The sequence below is a fragment of the Paenibacillus sp. 4624 genome, assembly GCF_050435065.1.
In the GTDB taxonomy this organism is placed as follows: Bacteria; Bacillota; Bacilli; order Paenibacillales; family Paenibacillaceae; genus Paenibacillus; species Paenibacillus amylolyticus_D.
This window is the reverse complement of the sequence record NZ_JBNDJR010000014.1, coordinates 106,405-126,604: the sequence shown is the minus strand read 5'-3', so window position 1 is coordinate 126,604 and position 20,200 is coordinate 106,405. Positions and strand designations below refer to the sequence as shown.

The 20,200-nt window shown below is 46.6% G+C and carries 22 protein-coding genes; 16 read left to right on the top strand and 6 right to left on the bottom strand.

From position 1 onward, the window contains the following. Positions 1-5: 5 nt before the first annotated feature. Positions 6-737 (top strand): serine/threonine protein kinase, encoded by a 732-nt coding sequence (locus ABIE27_RS26680; protein WP_429351934.1) that lies wholly within the window; start codon positions 6-8, stop codon positions 735-737. 184 nt (positions 738-921) lie between these two features. On the opposite strand, the gene ABIE27_RS26675 is transcribed toward ABIE27_RS26680, so the two are convergent. Then, a complete protein-coding gene (locus ABIE27_RS26675) occupies positions 922-1,131 on the bottom strand; it encodes a hypothetical protein (RefSeq protein ID WP_123065578.1) in 210 nt (69 codons plus the stop codon). Positions 1,132-1,340: 209 nt separating this feature from the next. Between ABIE27_RS26675 and map the strand changes: the two genes are divergently transcribed. After that, on the top strand, positions 1,341-2,087 hold the full coding sequence (gene map / locus ABIE27_RS26670) for a type I methionyl aminopeptidase (RefSeq protein WP_429351933.1): 747 nt from the start codon (positions 1,341-1,343) through the stop codon (positions 2,085-2,087). 365 nt (positions 2,088-2,452) lie between these two features. Continuing rightward, positions 2,453-3,466, top strand: a complete 1,014-nt coding sequence (locus ABIE27_RS26665; protein ID WP_123065580.1) for an NADP-dependent oxidoreductase — start codon at positions 2,453-2,455, stop codon at positions 3,464-3,466. 423 nt (positions 3,467-3,889) lie between these two features. Here the strand turns inward: ABIE27_RS26665 and ABIE27_RS26660 are convergent, their stop codons facing one another. The 3 genes from ABIE27_RS26660 to ABIE27_RS26650 all read right to left on the bottom strand — a co-directional run bounded on the left by ABIE27_RS26660 (position 3,890) and on the right by ABIE27_RS26650 (position 6,718). Then, on the bottom strand, positions 3,890-4,375 hold the full coding sequence (locus ABIE27_RS26660) for a CcdC family protein (protein ID WP_192895131.1): 486 nt from the start codon (positions 4,373-4,375) through the stop codon (positions 3,890-3,892). Between the two features lie 1,045 nt (positions 4,376-5,420). Next, positions 5,421-5,996 carry a TetR/AcrR family transcriptional regulator gene (locus ABIE27_RS26655; protein WP_123065581.1) on the bottom strand — a complete coding sequence of 192 codons (576 nt, stop codon included), beginning with the start codon at positions 5,994-5,996 and terminating at the stop codon, positions 5,421-5,423. Further along, on the bottom strand, positions 5,993-6,718 hold the full coding sequence (locus ABIE27_RS26650) for an MBL fold metallo-hydrolase (protein WP_429351932.1): 726 nt from the start codon (positions 6,716-6,718) through the stop codon (positions 5,993-5,995). Before ABIE27_RS26650 ends, ABIE27_RS26655 begins: the two co-directional genes overlap by 4 nt. A gap of 431 nt (positions 6,719-7,149) precedes the next feature. Between ABIE27_RS26650 and ABIE27_RS26645 the strand changes: the two genes are divergently transcribed. Together ABIE27_RS26645 and ABIE27_RS26640 are read left to right on the top strand one after the other, a co-directional pair. Continuing rightward, positions 7,150-7,611, top strand: coding sequence for an RrF2 family transcriptional regulator (locus ABIE27_RS26645; protein WP_123065583.1), 462 nt, complete (start codon positions 7,150-7,152; stop codon positions 7,609-7,611). A 265-nt stretch (positions 7,612-7,876) separates the two neighbouring features. Then, on the top strand, positions 7,877-8,503 hold the full coding sequence (locus ABIE27_RS26640; protein WP_123065584.1) for a nitroreductase family protein: 627 nt from the start codon (positions 7,877-7,879) through the stop codon (positions 8,501-8,503). A gap of 342 nt (positions 8,504-8,845) precedes the next feature. On the opposite strand, the gene ABIE27_RS26635 is transcribed toward ABIE27_RS26640, so the two are convergent. Then, positions 8,846-9,529, bottom strand: coding sequence for an S-layer homology domain-containing protein (locus tag ABIE27_RS26635; protein WP_429351931.1), 684 nt, complete (start codon positions 9,527-9,529; stop codon positions 8,846-8,848). 622 nt (positions 9,530-10,151) lie between these two features. On the opposite strand from ABIE27_RS26635, the gene ABIE27_RS26630 reads away from it, so the two are divergent. The 4 genes from ABIE27_RS26630 to ABIE27_RS26615 all read left to right on the top strand — a co-directional run bounded on the left by ABIE27_RS26630 (position 10,152) and on the right by ABIE27_RS26615 (position 13,636). Continuing rightward, positions 10,152-11,237 carry a sulfate ABC transporter substrate-binding protein gene (locus ABIE27_RS26630; RefSeq protein WP_429351942.1) on the top strand — a complete coding sequence of 362 codons (1,086 nt, stop codon included), beginning with the start codon at positions 10,152-10,154 and terminating at the stop codon, positions 11,235-11,237. A 153-nt stretch (positions 11,238-11,390) separates the two neighbouring features. Continuing rightward, complete coding sequence (cysT, locus tag ABIE27_RS26625; RefSeq protein ID WP_090918690.1) at positions 11,391-12,230, top strand: sulfate ABC transporter permease subunit CysT; 840 nt, start codon at positions 11,391-11,393, stop codon at positions 12,228-12,230. A gap of 135 nt (positions 12,231-12,365) precedes the next feature. Continuing rightward, entirely contained in the window at positions 12,366-13,244 is an 879-nt protein-coding gene (gene cysW / locus ABIE27_RS26620; protein WP_123065585.1) for a sulfate ABC transporter permease subunit CysW, read from the top strand. Between the two features lie 158 nt (positions 13,245-13,402). Continuing rightward, positions 13,403-13,636, top strand: coding sequence for a YezD family protein (locus tag ABIE27_RS26615; protein WP_123065586.1), 234 nt, complete (start codon positions 13,403-13,405; stop codon positions 13,634-13,636). A gap of 139 nt (positions 13,637-13,775) precedes the next feature. On the opposite strand, the gene ABIE27_RS26610 is transcribed toward ABIE27_RS26615, so the two are convergent. After that, positions 13,776-14,696 carry a hypothetical protein gene (locus ABIE27_RS26610; protein ID WP_123065587.1) on the bottom strand — a complete coding sequence of 307 codons (921 nt, stop codon included), beginning with the start codon at positions 14,694-14,696 and terminating at the stop codon, positions 13,776-13,778. Positions 14,697-14,830: 134 nt separating this feature from the next. Between ABIE27_RS26610 and ABIE27_RS26605 the strand changes: the two genes are divergently transcribed. The 7 genes from ABIE27_RS26605 (at position 14,831) to ABIE27_RS26575 (ending at position 20,169) form a co-directional block, all read left to right on the top strand. Continuing rightward, entirely contained in the window at positions 14,831-15,640 is an 810-nt protein-coding gene (locus ABIE27_RS26605) for an imm11 family protein (RefSeq protein ID WP_429351930.1), read from the top strand. Between the two features lie 110 nt (positions 15,641-15,750). Further along, positions 15,751-16,578: an imm11 family protein gene (locus tag ABIE27_RS26600; protein WP_123065589.1), complete on the top strand. Its 828-nt coding sequence runs from the start codon at positions 15,751-15,753 to the stop codon at positions 16,576-16,578. 101 nt (positions 16,579-16,679) lie between these two features. Further along, entirely contained in the window at positions 16,680-17,465 is a 786-nt protein-coding gene (locus ABIE27_RS26595; RefSeq protein WP_151458098.1) for an imm11 family protein, read from the top strand. Positions 17,466-17,533: 68 nt separating this feature from the next. Then, positions 17,534-17,947 carry a GNAT family N-acetyltransferase gene (locus tag ABIE27_RS26590; RefSeq protein ID WP_429351929.1) on the top strand — a complete coding sequence of 138 codons (414 nt, stop codon included), beginning with the start codon at positions 17,534-17,536 and terminating at the stop codon, positions 17,945-17,947. A gap of 257 nt (positions 17,948-18,204) precedes the next feature. Next, positions 18,205-18,585, top strand: coding sequence for a hypothetical protein (locus ABIE27_RS26585; RefSeq protein ID WP_151458099.1), 381 nt, complete (start codon positions 18,205-18,207; stop codon positions 18,583-18,585). Continuing rightward, positions 18,563-19,858: an MFS transporter gene (locus ABIE27_RS26580; protein ID WP_161556980.1), complete on the top strand. Its 1,296-nt coding sequence runs from the start codon at positions 18,563-18,565 to the stop codon at positions 19,856-19,858. Before ABIE27_RS26585 ends, ABIE27_RS26580 begins: the two co-directional genes overlap by 23 nt. Positions 19,859-20,031: 173 nt before the next feature. After that, positions 20,032-20,169 carry a hypothetical protein gene (locus ABIE27_RS26575; RefSeq protein WP_161556981.1) on the top strand — a complete coding sequence of 46 codons (138 nt, stop codon included), beginning with the start codon at positions 20,032-20,034 and terminating at the stop codon, positions 20,167-20,169. Positions 20,170-20,200: the final 31 nt, after the last annotated feature.

The window sequence follows — 20,200 nt, the reverse complement described above, 5'->3', positions numbered from 1 at the left end:
GTTATGTGATACGGGAGCTTCTAGGCATGGGGAGTTATGGACTGACCTATCTGTGCGTGGATCAGCAGACTGGAAGGGAAGTCGCGTTGAAGGAATCGAAACCGAGTAAGGGGAAGCTTGCTGCGAGGCTGCTGAACAGGGAAACGGATGTATTACAGCATCTGTATCACCCGGCAATTCCTAAGCTTTTGGATACTTTTAACGTGCGAAGACAGAATTATATGGTGACAGAGTATGTCTGCGGACAGACGCTGGAACAATTGATCTTCGAAGAAGGTCAGCAATATACAGAGCGTCAATGCGTGGAACTCGCTTCTCAGCTATTGGCTCCGGTAGCTCATGTACATGAGCAGGGATTCATTCATGGCGACGTGCGAATCCCTAACGTCATTATACGAGAGGGACGAGTGCATTTAATTGATTTTGGCCTGGCAAGACGCTTGGGGGAGCCGTTGTTGCCAGAGTTGAAACGCCGAATGAAAGATGTGCCTGAGCCTGAAGATGAACCGGCTGTACCAGATCAGGATCTGCAGGATATCGGTCACTTTTTGCTTTTCATGCTGTACTCCGCCTATGAGCCGCAGGTAGGCAGCACTCCTGCCAGCTGGCAAGAAGAGCTTCGGCTTACGCCTGAACTGCATGAGATGCTGGAGCGATTGCTTGGGCTTCGCCCAGGTTATGTTGGCGGGACGGAAGAGTTACAGCATGAGATGGATCGTTTGAGAGCGTTGCTGTAGAAGTAGAAGAGCGAAGTAAGGGTTCATATCAAATAAAAAGCAGGGGTGTTCCGAAGACCGTGTGTACGGTATCGATGGAACACCCCTTTGTTATATCTGGTGGTTAAGAGTCAGATTCAATCAGAGTTGAGCAAAGTTAGACCATAGCTCATTGGGCATATAAATTGGGCAGGTTCAGTATCGTTTAGCTGGAGCTATACTTTCTGCTTTTGTAATACCCTGATCCATGGCGCTGATCCCTGTACTTCATATCGGATGAGGAATAGCGCTTGTAGCCGCGTTTGCCAGAGGAACTGCTGTATTTTTTATAGGAACGTCTGTTGGAAGAACTGTAACGTTTGTGGTGAGATGAGGACTTGGAGTCGATGAGTTTGCCTATGAGCTTCTTAAACATGAGTCGTTCATCCTTTCGTTTTCAGTTATTTTTATGCTAATACGTGGCTTGCCCAAGACGGTTTCGTGTTTTTGGAGAAAAAAATACTCATTCATTCACAGCTTGGCGTATAATAGGATGTTGGTTCAGTTATCGGAATTTTTTATTTTGAGCGTTTCGCGTTACAATAGAAGACAGGATAAGATCATAACGGACAAGGAGTAGTTGGCATGATCACGATAAAGACGAAAGAACAGATTGAACAAATGAGAAAAGCTGGAGAAATTCTGTCTGCGTGCCATAGAGAAATCGCAAAACTGATTCGTCCGGGGATCACGACACAGGAAATCGACCAGTTTGCAGAGGCATTTATGAAGAAAAATGGCGCTATACCGGAGCAAAAGGGATACAACGGGTACCCTTATGCGACATGCGCGTCGGTTAATGACGTGATCTGTCACGGCTTTCCGGGAAAATATGTGCTGAAAGACGGCGATATCGTTACCATCGACATGGTCGTGAATTTGGATGGCTGGCTGGCAGACTCAGCTTGGTCTTATGCTGTGGGGAATGTAAGTCCTGAAGCGCAGCATTTGCTGGACGTGACGAAAAACTCTCTATACAAAGGCATTGAGTTTGCTATTGTCGGTAACCGGATCGGAGACATCTCGCATGCCATTCAAACGTATGCTGAAGGAGAAGGTCTGTCCGTGGTTCGTGAATTTATTGGACACGGTATCGGAGAGAAGATGCATGAAGAACCTCAGGTTCCTCACTATGGCCCACCGCATCGTGGTCCGCGGCTTAAGGAAGGCATGGTCATCACCATTGAACCGATGTTGAATATTGGGACATTCCGCAGCAAGCTGGATTCAGACGGTTGGACTGCGCGTACATTGGATGGGAGTCTGTCCGCTCAGTATGAACATACCATTGCCATTACAGCCGATGGACCGGTCATTCTGACTGCGCAATAAGATGGGGTAGGGATTCAGATGGGTGGATTACACGCAACAGATGTAAGGCTACCCGCCCAGTATGAAAAGATGGTGTCATTTCACTATTGGCTAATTCATTATCACTGTGTGGTAAATTTAGTTCAGAAAAGCTATAAGGCTGGGTGACTGAGATTCCTAATAAGGATACTTGAAAAAACGATACGAAGCATGGTTTAGAACTATAATGTGACGATATTTGTATATTTCCGGGCGGCCCACGTTTGTGATCCGCCTGTTTCGGTTTAAACTATTATGAAGATCAACATAGAGCCAGTGGTGCGCCTGTGTTACTGCAGATGACAAGGGCTGACCTTGAAGCCACTGGGAATCAGGAGGTTATTTTGATGAGTGTAAACAAACAGATCGTACTGGCTTCCCGTCCTGAAGGAACCCCATCCAAAGAGAATTTTGAATTCGTTGAGAAATCGCTACCTGAACCGGAAGCTGGACAAGTGCTGGTTCGTACATTATATTTGTCGGTCGACCCGTACATGCGGGGACGAATGAAAGATACGAAATCCTATGCACCGCCGTACGCCCTGAATGAAGTCATTAAGGGAGGCGCGATCGGGCAAGTTGTGGAATCATCCGAGCCAAATTTACGCAAAGGTGATCTAGTGACGGGGATGTGGGGCTGGCAGCAATATGCTGCGGTCAATACAACAGATCTGTCACTGATTGATTCAGACGAGGCTCCAATTACAGCCTATCTCGGTGCATTGGGCCTGACAGGTTTGACCGCGTATTTCGGCATGGAGGATATCGGCAAACCCAAAGATGGAGAGACCGTTGTAGTCTCTGGTGCGGCAGGAGCTGTGGGTATGATCGCGGGTCAGATCGGTAAAATCGTCGGTGCGCGGGTGGTCGGTATTGCAGGTTCTGACGATAAATGTGCTTATCTGAGAGAAAAGCTTGGTTTCGACGTTGTGCTTAACTACAAGACGGAGCAAGATATGTCGGCAGCGATTGAAAAGGCTTGTCCTGACGGAGTCGACGTATATTTTGACAATGTTGGCGGCGATATCTCGGATGCTGTACTGCGTCATATCAATCGGAATGCACGTATTCCGCTGTGCGGACAGATCTCGTCTTATAATCTGGAGAAACCGGATATCGGCATGCGTCCACAAACGCTGCTGCTAACGAACACGGCGCTGATGAAAGGTTTTCTGCTGGGCGACTATACGAAGTCCTTCAAGGAAGGCCGTGCCAAGCTGGCTAAGTGGATTCAGGAAGGTAAACTTCAATATGAAGAGAACATTGTGAATGGTTTCGAACGGACGCCAGAAGCTTTCATCGGTCTTTTTTCCGGAGATAATCTGGGCAAACAGCTGGTGAAGGTTGCAGACCCTCAATAGATGAAGTGAAGTTAGATCATATGGGTTGATGGATGAATTAATTCATTCCGCCTATTAAAGCGACTTCCGCATGACAGTTCTGATCAAGTGGTTGCAGCCTGCGATTCTCCTATTCTCATGTTGAAGATAAAAGTAGGCATAGGAGTATAAGAGCAAAGGCTAGAACGAAAGTAAAAGTGAAACCAAAAGCGCTAAACAAAGGTTAGAATAGAAGTAGAGCAAAAATTAGAGCAAAAGTAGAGCAAAAGCAAAAGACACGTTCTCGGCACCTTTTGAAGGTGTGTTGAACGTGTCTTTATAAGTTGATGTTGATGTGATCAATGTGATTGGTAGATGCTTAATACCTTGATTGTTTAAATGTTAAAACTTTATTGCTCTAGACCTATAAAAATCATGGCAGAGCCGGAGTATTTTAGCTACCATCTAGTTCTGAACAGCGAGCACTTCCTTGTAATGTTTGTACATATACACACGCCAGCGCACAATCATACCGAACGCCAGCAGGAAGAACAGGCCGCCGGTTTGCGGAATGCTGACATATTTCTGGATGACTTCATGCAGAATCAGGCGTACAGCCAGAAGTCCTAGCAAAATGAAGGCAAAGCTGCGGGAACGTGTGGCAAAAATCTCTTCCCCTACGCGTTCAAACCGAGTACTGCGAATGAGAGGATACGAGAAAATAAACCAGCCAACCAGGAGCGCGATGAATGCCCACAATAGCGGAACATGTGTCTCTGGTACAACAAACATAAAGAAGCCTGTGCTCATGCCGAGCGGCGGAATAATAATTTTACGGATGGTGACCGGCCGGTGGCTGGCTTTCATACGAATGAAGATGGCAAGTAAGGCCATGACAAGCATGCCAACGGTCGCCCCGATTTGAAGATAGTACGGAGAGATTTGAGCCACGTAAACGCCTTCTTTCTACAATGATATGTAATCCGTAAAATCGGATAAGTACAAAATGACCTGATTTTTCAGTTCCTATTATAGCACAAACACAGGAACTCGATAGAACACATATCTTTTAAAAATGCAGGCCATGTTGATCGTTTTTATTTGGAAAATATGTAGGGAGTGTCTGTAAACTCTGAAGAAAGCAGATTTTGCCGAATTTTCGTTCCAAGCAAGGAAGTTTCCCGCAGGCGTGCCGGGGCACGTCAAGGGAAAGTGACGTAGCAGGGGGCGAAAAAGGGGGAAGATGCACTTCAGTAGGTTTCAAGACACGCCCTAGTATTGTTCCCGCTGAGTTGTCGTTTATACGAATAAGAGGAAATGAAGCAGATATACTAACAAGCGATTACTACAGATGGACAGACGTTGCACGGTATATCTCGACTATCCCGACTCAATTATCTCCTGCACACAAGCCTTGCAGGCTAACGATCGCCAGGAAGCTTATTTGCCGCATTTTGTGCTCATTTAATTCTAACGATCACGAGAAACCTTATTTTTATGAATTTCGGTCTTTTTCACGGTTTTTAGCCCAATTTTGAGAGAATAGCGTCTCTGGTGATCGTTAGAATTCCAAAAGGCTGTTTATCGAGTATATAAGGTCTGTGGTGATCGTTAGAATTTTGGCAGACGTATGGAAGTCTCACTTTGTTGAGAGGAAATTGTAGTAGTTGTAGTAGTCCGGTCAGATTCAATTAATCTGACCGGGGTTAGCTTAGTCGCGGACATGCTTGCCATGAAGTGGGGCACCGCTTGTGCTAGGAGCTGCAAGCGGTGCGGGGAACTTAATTCGTTTGGTTAGACGGGCTTCGATTACTTGGTGAAGATCAGCTCCCGAGAGTATCTTCTTTCGTTCGGTTGCTTACGAGTGTCGCGGCTGTTTTCTCTTGCTTGGATACTTAGCGTTAGCGTTGTCCAGAAACGTTTACCTTTCTGTTCATAGGGACTATAAGCTATAGATGCTAGCGTATATCCCGACAGAGTTAGCTTTGCCCTTCGTTTATACGTCTTCGGACAGGTGGCGCAGCCCGTGAAGAAAAGCGGACACGGTCAGACGCAGGCTGTCGTCCGGACTGAAATCCATGCCGAAGCCACCTTGCGCCTCAATGGAGGCAAAACCATGGCAGAGGCTGCGTAATCCCCGAACAGCATGCAATGCTTGCGCTTCGGTAAGGGGGTATGGCTGCAATGTATGCAGTAGCATGTTCAGCAGATCTGTTTTGCATGCCGCGAGCTGCGGTTCATTCAGGTCGGGTGCATGGTATGAGGCTTCATAGAGCCCGGGATGCTGGCGAACGAAGCCAATATAAGCGGCGGCGATGGCTTGAATGGCCTCGTCGCCGGTGCGGTCCGCCGCAGCCTCGTTTACGGCAAGGCCAAGCTGTTGCACTGACATCAGCGCCAGTTCCTGGCGAAGCCCCGGGAGCCCGCTGATGTGGTTATAGAGCGACGGCGAGCGCACATCCAGCCGCTTCGCAAGAGCGGCAAGAGTCAGCGCCTCAAAGCCGTCGCTGTCCGCGATCTGGATCGCGGCGTCAAGCAGCGCGCCGCGATCCAGACCTTGCCGGGGGCTCATCGCTGCCCCCCGGCTGGGTGCAGTCGCTGCTGCGCATCAGCGACTGCCGCGCGCATGCCCGCCGCGGGCTGGCGGAGCATTCGTCCGTGGCCAACGGCCAGCACGGACGGCTCCAGCTCCGCCAGGCGCTTCGCGCTGGCTAGTGCCGCTTCGCGATTCCACGTGGCCAGCGCAGGGAACGGGAAGAGCGGGCGCACGCGGCCGGACACGGCGAGGCCCCCGCGCACTTGATACGCATCGCCGACGATCAACACTCGGCTGCGTGTATCCATGAAGGCCATATGCCCAGGCGTATGGCCTGGAGAAGCAATAGCGACCAGCGATCCGATCTGGTCGCCATCTTTGAGCAGGCGATCCGGCTTCGTACGGATGCCTTTGGGCACACTGCCGCGTACCGGGGTCTGCGGCTCGTGCGTCAACAGCGATGTGTCCCCGGTTAACAGCTTGGCATCTCGGCTGGAGATGCATACCTCAGCATCGGGGAGCGCATCCTTAAGACCATCAAGCGCCCCAACGTGGTCCGCATGGGCATGAGTCAGGATGATGGTGGTGATGGGTTTCCCCAAGGAAGCGGATGTCTCCAGAATACCTTTGAGACTAAAGGGCATTCCGGCATCAATCAGAGTCAAGGCTTGATCCTCTTCAACCAGGTAGACATTTACCGGAAAGAGACGGGGAAGGAATGAGATTTGGTGAACATCGTACTCACGGGTGATACGCATCGGAAATCCTCCTAAAACTAATGATGTTAGTAATATAACTAATACCATTAGTTTACGCAATATAAATTTTCAGCATAACGGGATAACTCCTAAATCAGCTTAAAATCAAACTTTACAAAAAAAGCGTTTTCAAAATGAAGATTAGCGATTATAATAATCACGTAAGCCCTTTCATATGTCTATCTTATTGGAGCCCTTCGCGAAGCGAAAGGCTCACTTTTTTATGCATAGAACGTTTTCAACCTCAGGTTTTGAATCAGCCTTCGGCAGATCACCCGCGAGAGTGTAAGTATTGATATAACAGGGAAATCTATGATCAAATGACGTTCAGGAGCAAATGTTGACAAACATAACTGTTACTCATATAATGACAGTTATACTTACCTTGGAATGAAGTTCATCGGTGTTGTATGCCGGGAAGGGAGTAAGTTATGAACAGCGAATTTACCATTGCGGTGCATTGTCTTGTTTTTCTATCAATGAGAAGCGAGTGTATGGCCAACAGTGAAGACCTGTCTCAAAGTGTGGGCACACACCCGGCCAGAGTCCGCAAGGTACTGAGTGTTCTGCGTAAACATGGTTACTTGACGACCAAAGAAGGTGCTCATGGGGGATACCTGCTTAGTCGGCCAAGTGAAGAGATTAAGCTTGGAGAAGTGTACAGACTGGTCGCCGGAGGTTCGCTCGGGCCAAGCTGGTGTTCAGGTGAATCGGGTTCACCGTGTAAAGTTTCCTCTAATATGCAGGGTGTGATGGGGGCTATATACGATGGAGGGGAAGAGGCGCTGAGCGCTTATTTCGACCGCATATCGATACTTGATGTGAAGCAAAGCATTGAGCGTGGGGAAGGACCGTTTCCGATGGAAGGTGTATCTACCAAAGAGAAGACTTGAATGGGTGCTGTCAGAGTCATGGCTTTAAGTGCATGATGATGTGGTTAAACAGGCATGGGAGAAAAGTGTAAGAGAGGCGTATGCTCCGGTGTGAAAGAGTTTGAAAGTTGAGGTAATTCCGGGCATAACGTGAACACAGATGGGGAGCGTTCGTCTGCGCTGATGTTATTTTCGGAAGGCCTGTGCTTGGGGCGGATTGGCTTTCAAGGCGTGCTTTGCGAACGTAAAAATATAATATTCCAAACAGAACTAAGGAGTGGAACACATGTCCGTTACTGAAAAAAATGAAACACTCAGCGTCATTAGCGAACGTCACGCAGTTAAAAAGTATGAAAAAGGTTTTGTATTGCCAGAGGCTGACCTGAACGCAATCTTGACTGCAGCTTCCGAAGCCCCGTCTTCCTGGAACTTGCAACACTGGAGATTCCTCGTGATTGAATCCGAAGCAGACAAAGCAAAGTTGTTGCCTATCGCTTACGGACAAACACAAGTAGTGGACAGCTCTGTTACGATTGCCGTTCTTGGTGATCTGGAAGCGAACCGCAATACATTCATTTACGATCAAGCTGTTGAAGCTGGCGCGCTGCCTGCTGAAGTTCGTGACGCGTTGGTGGGTCAAATTAACGGTGCTTACCAAAACCCGCAAATCGCTCGTGATGAAGCAATCCGCAACGCTTCTTTTGCTTCCCAAAACATTATGCTGGCAGCACGTTCACTGGGTTACGACACTTGCCCAATGGGCGGATACAACCCACAACAATTGATCGAAGCGTTCAACATCCCTGCACGCTTTGTGCCAACTTTGCTGATTACTGTAGGTAAAGCTGCTGAGCCAGCTCGTCCATCAGGTCGCTTCCCGTTGTCCGAAGTCGTTGTAAAAGGTTCTTTCTAAGTCCATCTAAACGTGGATTATAGGCAGTAATATTCTAAGCGAGTACATCCTCTTATCGGAGGGCAGTACTCGCTTTTTTGCTATTTCTACAGCTCGTGGGTACTGATTACGGCTTGCTGTGTGCTCATTGAAGGACCGTGGTAAAGGCGCTCTTTGTATGACTGGAAATTTTTGTGCATGATAAAATAGGATATGAATACAGGATCAGGCAAAGCTGATATCAGAACATAATCCCAATCCTTAGGCGCAGACTTACACTCAGGCTGTACACAAAACCCCGCACTTTCCAAAGAAGAAAAGATGCGGGGTTTGCAATTCTATTCTTTTGCCCCGAGATACCTTTTACTTCTCCGGTGTTTCCGGGATTTGCGGTGTGAAGAAGGATTCCATGTGCTGAATGGCATTGTACATCATCACGGCAGCCTCAGCGCGAGTAATGGCTTGTTTCGGATGGAACTGTCCGTTCGCATCAAGTGCGCTGATCTTCAGCACCAGAGAACGCTGTACGGCACCTTGGTACTCTGGTGTAAGCTCATTCTCGTCCGCAATGTCTACGGGCTGTATTTTGATCATAGGCAGACCACCTTTGGCCTCAATCGCTTGCATGAGGAACAGGGTGTACTGCTCGCGAGTGAGCGGTTTGGATGGATCAATATTTTGCGGTAGCTTAATGCTGTTGTATTGTGCGCGGATGAAAGCATCGCTGTACCAGACACCGTCTTTTACATCAGAGAAATAATCACTAGGCACAGGCATTTTAATAAAACGAATAGCGTTCAGGTTTAAGTCCAGCCCGTCTACGATCAATTGAACGCCTTGCGCGGTACTCAGCCGTTCTTCTGGCTTGAACAAGTTATCGCTAACCCCTTTGATTAATCCATCCTGATGGAGAGATTCGATTTTGTCTGCACCCGGAATACCTTGAGTATCCGTAAATTTTGACGGCGCAGCATGGAGAGGGCCCGCACTTAAGGAGAGGGTAAGTAGGGCTCCTGCCGTAAAGGCTGCTATAATATTTTTCTTCATTTCAGTATCGCCTCGCTTTTCCAGGAAGTTCATATCCCTTTGTTTTAAAGTGATTTGCTCCTATAGACGACCCTTTTGTGCAAAAGGTTGCTTTAATTTTCCACAAATTTATTCTTTGGATTGGTTCCGGTAATCGGTGGCGATTGACTCATCATTTTGCTGAACAGTCGTGAAAATAGTACGGTTACTGGCCACGGCTCAGCGCTGATCTGTTTAATGGTTCAGTCGTTATCGTTCATTGTCCTCTTTTTTGTCAATGGTACAAAATTTCGGTAAAAAGCGGAAAAAACGTTTGACAGTCATATAGACTGCCTTTATTATACGTATATAACTTACTAAACAGGTAGGAATAATAAAAATGACTGATTGTTTTGCGGAATGGGTCATGACAGACACATGAGTGCAAGCACTTGAACAGCATAGCGTTCTCACCGTATAGACGGAGGAACACCACAGTGCATTTTACCGATGAAGCATACACGACTTTAGGAGGCGGTATGACTTAATGAAGGGAAGAGTGCGCAGGGGGTTCCTCCGTCTTTTTGTCCTTTTCTGGTGCGTACCGCTGTTCTGCCGACCTGTAGTTGATCATGCAAGTTTATATCGGGGGGAGTGTAAGATGATGAAAAAGAGAGTTCACAAAGGAATTCTAATTGGGCTGGCATTGGTGTTAACGGGGGTGCTGGCGGCTTGCGGATCAGATAACGGCGGGTCAAGTGCGGCAGGTGCAGCAACAGGAACGGGGACAGATGGGAATAAGGAAGGCAATAAAGCAGTTGAACTGCTCAATGTCTCCTATGACCCGACAAGGGAACTTTATGAAGAATATAACAAAGCATTTGCCGCCCATTGGCTGAAAGAGAAAGGCCAGAAAGTGACCATTAAACAATCTCACGGAGGTTCGGGTAAACAGAGCCGTTCCGTCATTGACGGTCTGGACGCAGATGTGGTGACACTGGCACTGGGTTACGATATCGATGCGATTGAGGATAAAGGTCTGATTAACGCAGGCTGGCAGGACAAATACGAGCATAACAGCTCGCCGTACACGTCCACAATTGTGTTCCTGGTGCGCAAGGGCAATCCGAAAGGCATCAAGGACTGGGACGATCTAATCAAAGGAGACACCCAGGTCATTACACCGAACCCGAAGACATCGGGCGGAGCGCGGTGGAACTATCTGGCGGCATGGGGTTACGCCCTGAAGCATAGCAACAACGATGAAGAGAAGGCAAAGCAGTTCGTGGCAGAGTTGTTCAAGCATGCGCCTGTGCTGGATTCGGGGGCACGCGGGGCAACGACAACATTTGTGGAACGAGGTATTGGCGATGTCCTGCTGGCTTGGGAGAACGAGGCATTCCTGTCGGTAAAGGAGCTTGGGCCGGATAAATTCGACATTGTTGTGCCTTCGATCAGCATTTTGGCTGAACCTCCTGTAGCGATCGTGGATAAAAATGTAGACAAAAAAGGCACTCGCGACGTGGCGGATGCTTATCTCAAATACCTTTACAGCGAAGAAGGCCAGACGATTGCTGCCGAAAATTACTACCGGCCTACGCTGGACAGCGTAAAGGAGAAATTCAAAGATCAGTTTCCGAAGCTGGAGCTGTTTACGTTAAAAGATGTCTTTGGTACTTGGCGGGATACTCAAGCCAAACACTTTAATGATGGAGGTATCTTCGACCAAATCTACGTGCCGGGCAGCTAAGAATAACGGGGCAATAGCATCAAAAGCGAGTAAAAGAGATCAATCAAAGCAAACTGATCAAAACAACCAATCAAAGCAAACCAGTCAAAGCACACATTGGGCTGTACGCGGCCAACCAGCCCGACCGGCTGACGGCAGAGAGGATGAATAGGCATGAGCAAGGTTATCGCAGCCCGGGGAAGGCGGACGCTGCCGGGATTCGGATTAACGATGGGGTACAGCGTGTTATACCTGAGTCTGGTGGTGCTGATTCCGCTGACGGCACTGTTATTTAACTCCACGGGATTAACCTGGGCAACGATGGTGGAGGTGGCTACCAATCCTAGGGTGCTGGCTTCGTTCCGGGTCAGTTTCTTGACAGCTGGTGCGGCGGCGCTAATCGATTTGTTTCTGGGCCTGCTCCTGGCCTGGGTGCTGGTTCGGTATGAATTCCCTGGTAAGAGATTGTTCGATGCGGTGATTGATCTTCCATTTGCGCTGCCCACGGCCGTAGCCGGGGTGGCCCTGACGGCGATCTATGCCGGAAATGGATGGATCGGACAATTTGTAGAACCGCTCGGCATCAAGCTGGCATACTCTCAAGTGGGGATTACACTCGCACTTATGTTCATCGGCATCCCTTTTGTCGTGCGTACAGTGCAGCCGGTGCTGGAAGAGCTGGAAGCTGAGGTGGAAGAAGCAGCGGCGACGCTGGGGGCAGGGCGATGGCGGATATTCCGTGCCGTTTTGCTGCCGGATTTAATCCCACCGCTGCTAACGGGTTTTGCGCTAGCTTTTGCGAGGGGCATAGGTGAGTATGGTTCGGTTGTATTTATTTCAGGCAATATGCCGATGAAAACGGAAATCGCACCGCTGCTCATCATGTCCAAGCTGGAGCAGTTTGATTATGCAGGAGCTACAGCCGTAGCCTTGCTGCTTTTGTTGATCTCGTTTATCTTGCTGCTCATCATCAATTCCCTGCAACGCTGGAGTCGGAAGGCAGGGAGGGTGTGATCGGAGCAATAGGAGAGCCAGAATAGTGCCTGATCACTTCACATTCTGTCCGTGCGGCTTGCCCATTCGTGGCGGCCCGGATGGATTTACATTGCCACAACGTGGCGCACTCACCAAACCGAAGGAGGTGTAAGTATGGCGGGTTCTGTCCCTCTTAGTTCTGTCTCACCCGTAAAAACCAGCCGAAGTACAAATCGCGCCACAACAGAAGCGCCTTGGGTAAAATGGCTGCTGATCGGACTTGCGAGTCTCGTCCTGATCTGGTTGCTGATCCTGCCGCTGTTCATCGTGCTTATGGAAGCGTTGAAGCAAGGCTGGGGGGTCTATATCGCTGCACTGACGGAACCGGATGCCTGGTCTGCACTGAAGCTGACGTTGCTGGTTGCCGCAATAACCGTTCCGCTCAACACGATCTTTGGCGTGGCAGCGGCTTGGGTCATCACCAAGTTCCAATTCAAAGGTAAAGGATTGCTCATCACACTGATCGATCTTCCCTTTTCCATCTCGCCTGTCGTTGGCGGTTTGATCTTTGTACTGGTGTTTGGCTCAAACGGATGGTTTGGCCCCTGGCTTGCCGAGCATGATATCAAAATCATTTTTGCACTGCCGGGAATCGTGATTGCGACGTTATTTATCACCTTTCCTTTTGTGGCGAGAGAGTTGATTCCACTGATGGAGGATCAAGGCACGCGAGAAGAAGAAGCGGCTGTAACACTTGGAGCCTCCGGGTGGCGCATCTTCTGGAGCGTGACACTACCCAATATTAAATGGGGACTTCTCTACGGAATTATCCTGTGTAATGCACGTGCTATGGGTGAGTTTGGAGCAGTGTCGGTTGTATCCGGACACATTCGTGGAGAAACCAATACCTTGCCGCTTCACGTAGAGATTTTGTATAACGAATATCAGTTTTCCGCCTCATTTGCCGTTGCTTCGCTACTGTTAATCTTGGCTTTAGCTACGTTGCTGCTCAAGAGCTGGCTTGGTCATAAAGCTGTTTCGGAAAAGGCATAGTGTTGCATCAAAATATCAATTGACAGCTGCTGGAAGCCCTGATATTGTATAAACCAAGTATATAGGTTGGATAAGGATGAATTATAATTCAACCTTTGAAACACAGGTGCGTACAGGATTAATAACGGGTGATCACCCGAGAAGAGGAGGCGGCTCAAGTGGCTAAGCCGTTAAAAGTGGATGAGGTATGGTTAAACCGAATTGCCGGGCAGCTGGATGACATGGAATTTGGTTCTTTGCACATCGTGGTACATGAGGGACAAATTGTGCAGATGGAGCGAACCGAGCGTAAGCGTTTTGAAAATACGTCCTCAGGCAGCGCCTCCAAATCCGGGGCTAGAAGCAGCTCCGCCCGTTCCGTTCGTGGATCAAACGCGAGTGCGAAAGGATAATAGTCGTTCTTCCTAAGAAAATCCTGTGTTACATGCTTGATTCGGAAAATAAACAGGCTGTCCCTATCGTCGTGATGACATAGGGACAGCCATTTTTGTGTGCATATGGAGGCTGGGCTTTTCACTTCGAGCCTGTGAACTAGTCGGATGCCGATACAGATCTGCGAGGTGTCACAGGGGAGTGAGTATCCTCTACTGCAGCCTCATTTCCTGGTGTAGCCATACTGCTATAGCTACTGTTCTCATCTATTTCTGCGTGTCCGGCATATGGGCGTTCACTGCGGGAGCGTGATCCGGTTAACCCGAATCCGGAAACAAACAGAATAAGCTGCAGAGCAAGGGCATAAGGTGCCGCCGCAAGTCCGATCAGATGAAGCAAAGAGCAGAGTGCGATCAAGAGGGATAGCCATTTGACCAGTGCTCCTGAAGTGCCACGCTTTGGACTGGACCAAAGCAGATAACCGTATAGTATCGTAAGCATGAGGGAAATGGCCTGAAACCACGGCAACAGGTTATCCCAGGAATCTACGGACGTACTAGCGATACGCTTTGTGTAGAACAAGTTTCCGATTAAAAGTGCCGTGGCTGCGAGTGCAGCAGGTTCGGCGGCAGGCCTGAGAATGGCCCAGATCACACGGCCCCAGTGCAACGAATATGTATTTCGGCTGAGTTCATCCGATAGTGCAGTGCACTCCCGTTCAAGTGCTTTACCCATCAGAGCAAGCCTGGCGGCATCTTCATTTTTAACGCAGTCACGAATCTGATCCTGAAGCTGCGGGGAGAGGCATGAGGCCGTTTTGCAGGCTTGCATCGCTTGTAACAACTCATGATGTTCCTGCGCGGTAGCTTCATATTTTCGTTGTTCCCAAATGGTAAGTAGTCCCAAAAGGCCTGTGCTTATGTATAATGTATCTCGTATCCTCTGCATATGCCTTTCATGGCTGCGCCGAATTTCTGTGGCGGACCATAGATAAGTTGCCAGAAGCAAAGCAGCAACACCAAGCAGTATAAACGTAGCATCGGGATGTGATAACAGGTTATCCAACCAACGTTGAAACACGATATTTCCTCCTTTACAACCAACTTGACGTATCTGAACACGCTTTACGCAAGCCTTCTCTCACTATTACACAGGAAGTAGATGAATTCAAGCAGTTGAATCATTGGATCAAGAAAAAATGAGGAGGGGATTTTTTGAAGTTATATGAACTAAGACATAAAGATAGTTGTATGGAGTTGCAGATTTTAGATTGGGATCACGAGTTGGCTTCAAGATTTAGCGGGGATATAAAAGGTGGAATCTGGACTCCAACTACTGTGAAAACATTGTACAAAAAAAGACATAGTGACTTTCCTAGCTTGATTATAGGGAAACCAATTATAAATGGAAACGTTAAAACTGTGCTTGAATCCTACATCTCCAAGGAAGTAGAGATTCTCCCTTTAAAGCATGATGAACTAGAATTATATGTAATAAATGTTACAAATGTATTGGACTGCGTGGATTGGAATCGTTCCGATATAAGGAAGAAAAGAGACGGATCATGGGCAGGGTTTGATAACATAGTGTTTGATTTTATTAAAATCCCAGCGGATACATATATGTTTAAAATAAAAGAGACCGCCACCGTAGAGGTGTTCGTTACCGATCTATTCAAACAAGTGGTGGAAGAACATAAATTCAAAGGTTTGAATTTCAACGTAGTATATGACTCCGAGTTTACCCAAGAGAAGGAAGACGAACAACAACGATTGTATGAGCAAGCACTTGAATCGATCGAACAAAACAAAGGAAAAGAGTATGCCTATGAGGATGCCCGTGAACTTGTGGACCAGGGAAAAACGATGATTAGCGGGCGATGGAAAATGAAGCTGGATGATCAAGGGCAATTTTGGCTGGGTGAGTTGCTGAAAGATTTGTCCTATCAATGGATGATGCCAACGTATATTCCACCAGTGTTGTTATTGGAATCTTGGCATGAATCTAATCTTCTGGAACAATGAACATGTGAAATTAACCTATTTCTATGCTCCTACCCTATAGAATTGAGTGTGTGCGTAAGGGGTTACTCGAAGGAAGATTAGAATTGGGGATTAGGTAATTTATTAGCGAGGTGGACAATATAAAAGTTTATAAATTTACAAATGATCAAAAATCGAAATTATTAGCAGCAGTCGATAATGATGATCACCCAATTAATAGTGATTTTCATGGTGAATCTAAGTTAACGGAATGGACCAGTATAAATTTAGAAACTCTCTACAAAAGAACGTATAATGATTTTCCTGATTATGTTATTGGTAAGCCTATAATCTCAAAAAGAGTGAAAGAGGCGATGGACAAAGATCAATTATTAGAAGGTGAAGTGGAGTTTCTACCTTTAACAAATGATAATGAAGAATTGTTTATGCTCAATGTCGTTAATGTTTTGGATTGTGTTGATTATAACCGTTCTGAGATTGGGAGATTTAAAGACGGATCATGGGCCCGTTTTAACAAGCTTGTATTTGATCCTGCCAAAATACCTCATGGAACGTGTATGTTTAAGATTAAGGAAACTCCAGGTGTACAGGTTTTTGTTACTGAAAAGTTTAAACAATGGGTTGAGGAGCATAAATTCAAAGGACTTAGTTTTTCCCAAGTGTATGATGCTGACTTTACTGAGGAAATGGAAGCGGAGCAGCAGCGAATATATGATGCTGCACTTGAATTGATCGAACAAAACAAAGGAAAAGAGTATGCCTATGAGGATGCACGTGAACTTGTGGATCAGGGGAAAACGATGATCAGCGGGCGATGGAAAATGAAGCTGGATGATCAGGGAAGATTTTGGCTGGGTGAGTTGCTGAGAGATTTGTCCTATCAATGGATAATGCCAATGTACATTCCACCAGTCTTGTTATTGGAATCCTGGCATGAGGCTGATCTTCTGGAACAATAAGCACGTGAAATTAACCTATTACTATGCCCCTACCCTATAGAAATGTTAGAAAGAAGATGAGGATACTGAAAGTCTACAAACTGAGTGGCCATCAGAAAAGTATGGATATAAATTTAGAAAATTCAGAGCACCTGCTTAATTCTGATTTTAATGGTAGCCCGTTAAAAGAACTTTGGGAGCCAGTTAAGGTAGTCACGTTAAAAAAAAGAGTTTATCATGACTTCCCGGATTTTACGCTAGGAAAACTCATTGTGACAGGTGAAGTAAGAGATGCATTGGTTTCTTTGTTACAGTCACATGTAGAGTTTCTTGAATTGTTGCATGACAGCTTGGATCTATACGCTGTTAATGTGGTCACTATCCTTGATTGTGTGGATTGGAAACGTTCGGATGTGATGTATACCTCTAGGGGGCGTTTCTCCAGGTTCAATAAAATATTCTTCGATGTATCTAAAATACGAAACGGGACAGCGATTTTTAAGCTGAAGGAAACCGCATCTCACCAAATTTATGTAACAGAAGAATTTAAAGAATTAGTGAATCAGCATAAGTTTAAAGGGCTTGATTTTACGCTAATTTTTGACTCCGAATTTACCCAAGAGAAGGAAGATGAGCAGCAACGATTGTATGATGCTGCACTTGAATTGATAGAACAAAACAAAGGAAAAGAGTATGCCTATGAGGATGCCCGTGAACTTGTGGATCAGGGAAAAACGATGATCAGCGGGCGATGGAAAATGAAGCTGGATGATCAAGGGCAATTTTGGCTGGGTGAGTTGCTGAAAGATTTGTCCTATCAATGGATGATGCCAACGTATATTCCACCAGTGTTGTTATTCGAATCTTGGCATGAGGTCAAGTCATCAGAAAAATGTCATAGGTTATGAAGGAATTAAAAGCTAAGATTTAGAATTAATTCTGGTTATAGAGATTCTAACAGGAAGGGGAGCATTGGATGGATGAGGTGAAAATTGAACATGCACCGCCGGCTGCGGTTGAATATTTGGCATTGCGGCAGATTGCGGGACTGAGTCCGATGAGCCGGGAGGGGGCTGAGATTGGGCTGCCGCGCAGCTTATTTGCGGTATGTTTGCGAGAAGCTGATGTTCTCATCGGGATGGGACGTGTCATTGGGGATGGTGGTTGTTTTTTTCAAGTGGTCGATATTGCAGTGCATCCTGATCTTCAAGGGAAGGGATACGGGAAACTGATTATGATCGAAATTATGAACTATTTGCGTGAAGCCGTGCCTGCGCGGGGGGTGGTCAGCCTGCTGGCCGATGTGCCTGCGGATCGTCTGTATGCTCAATTTGGTTTTGAATATACGAGCCCGAAATCAGAAGGCATGTGGTGGAGACAGGGAGAGTAAAGTTTTAACCGGAACCTAACAACAAAAAGCCGATGTCATAAAAATAACGACCATAGACCTTTGGGAAACCAAAGGTTTTTTGCTTTACAACCATATTTTTACATGATAATGTAAAATAAATACAATTTACGATTTACGAATTACAAATTATAAATTCTGAATACAAGTTCAACTACTTAAACTAGGTTATACAAATCTAACGAATGATCTTTTTGTGACCTATGCCAGCAATTCACAATGAGAATGGAGGAAATATGTTGAACAAAAATCAAAAAATACAGTTCAATCAAATGGTCGAGCGATCGATGGAGCAGGCCGCTAAAAATCTTTCAGGCACCAAGGGGGTGGTTTCTGTTCGATTAAGTCAGGATGAGATTGATGTGATCGACCAAATGGTGTTTCTGGAACTCGCCAAAAACCGCTCGGATGCGACTGCGATGCTGATTCGGGAAGGAATTCGCACTCACCAGACGCTGTTTCACGAGATGCAGGAGTACACGGCAGAACTGGAACAAGTCAAAGCCAAAATGCAACGCAGAATACAAGAATCGGGTCTGGTTGCTCGATTAAAACAAGCGGATGAACGTGGAGAGATTCCGATCGGAGGCGATGGAAATGAACCAGAAAACAACGAATAAGACTGGCGAAGACGGCTACCTTGCCGTGTTGCGAATACCTTCCTTTACAGTGCTACTCGTGGGCAGGCTTGTCTCCGGTGCAGGTCAGATTTTATTTTCCATGGCCACGATGTGGTACATCTTGCAGTTAACTGAATCCGCACTTGCTGCGGCATTGATTCCGATGCTTCCCTATTTGATCTATGCCTTCCTGGGCATCCCGCTTGCAACGATTAGTGACCGTCTGCCAAAGAAACAATTGCTAATCTGGACCGACATATGGAGAGCAGTTATTGCTTGTATCCTTGCGATTCTATTTCTGACGGGCAGCATGCTTCCGTGGCATATCTATGCGGCCAATCTGCTCATTGCGATTCTCGGTTTCATGTTCAACCCTGCCACTCAGACGGTCATTCCGGCGATTCTGCCCAAACCGGCAGAGCAACTCGCTCCAGCCAATGCCCTATTGAACTCTTCCTCCAAAACGATAGAACTGCTCGGTTATGCCTTGGGAGGAATTTTAATTGCCTTCATCTCCGTACAGTCGATCCTGTTCATCTATGCGATCACTTTTCTGTTATCCGCACTTGCTATTGCCTTTATTCGTATCCCTGCGACCAAAGTGGTCAAACAAAAAGGATTTTCAGGTTTTGTCAGAGACAGCATGCAGGGCATCACCTTTTTATTTTCGAACAAAGTTTTGGCATGCTGTATTATCTTTGGTGCCATTATCAATTTTGCAGGAGCCCCGCTACATATCTTCACGCCGATTTTTGCCAATATGGTGCTTGAAGCCGGGCCACAAGGATATGGGTTGCTTCAATCTGCTTTTGCCGCTGGCAGTATCGTTGGTTCTTTGCTCAGTGGAAAGTATGCCAAACGTCTGTCACTAGCCCACTGGTTCTTAATCAGTTATCTGATCTCTGGCGCAAGCTTGCTGTTGATGCCGATGGTTCCTAACTTGTACTTTGCCATTGCTTGCTCTTTCCTGTTAATGCTGGGGCTTGCTCTTGTAAATGTACCGTTAGTCACTTCCATTCTGTTATCTACACCGGAAGAAAAAAGAGGACGTGTCATGAATAGTATGGGGGTACTTATGAGTGGGGTGAGCAATCCGCTCGGCTTGTTACTCGGAGGATGGTTAATTGAAGCCTATAGTCCATCCTGGGTGTACATGGGAATCGGCATATTTGTTATTTTTATGGGCACAGCTAGTCTGTTCGTCAGACCTTTTCGAGAAGATCGAGCAGGACATACCTCACACAGAAAATCCTCGATTCCGTCTGAAATTTGATGTTAGATCATTCCTTTTTTTGAGGAAAAAACAAAGGTTATGACAGGTATTACAACTATATATGGATTACGTAAATAATTTTTGTAAAAAAATTCAATTAAAAAGAAGGAATTTAAAATTTTATGTAGAATTTGGTTTATTAAGAGGGGGAGACAAATGGGAGGTAATTTATCATGGAAAACAAGGAAATTTTATCTGTACAGGATTTGATGGCTCTGGAGGTTGAAGAGGATAACAACATGTTCGAAGAAACTAGCTTGTGTACAGTGTGCAGCTGGACAAGCTCACAAACAATCGTTGTAGAGGCTTAGAACTCTTCATCGTCTCGAACCACTGAATGAT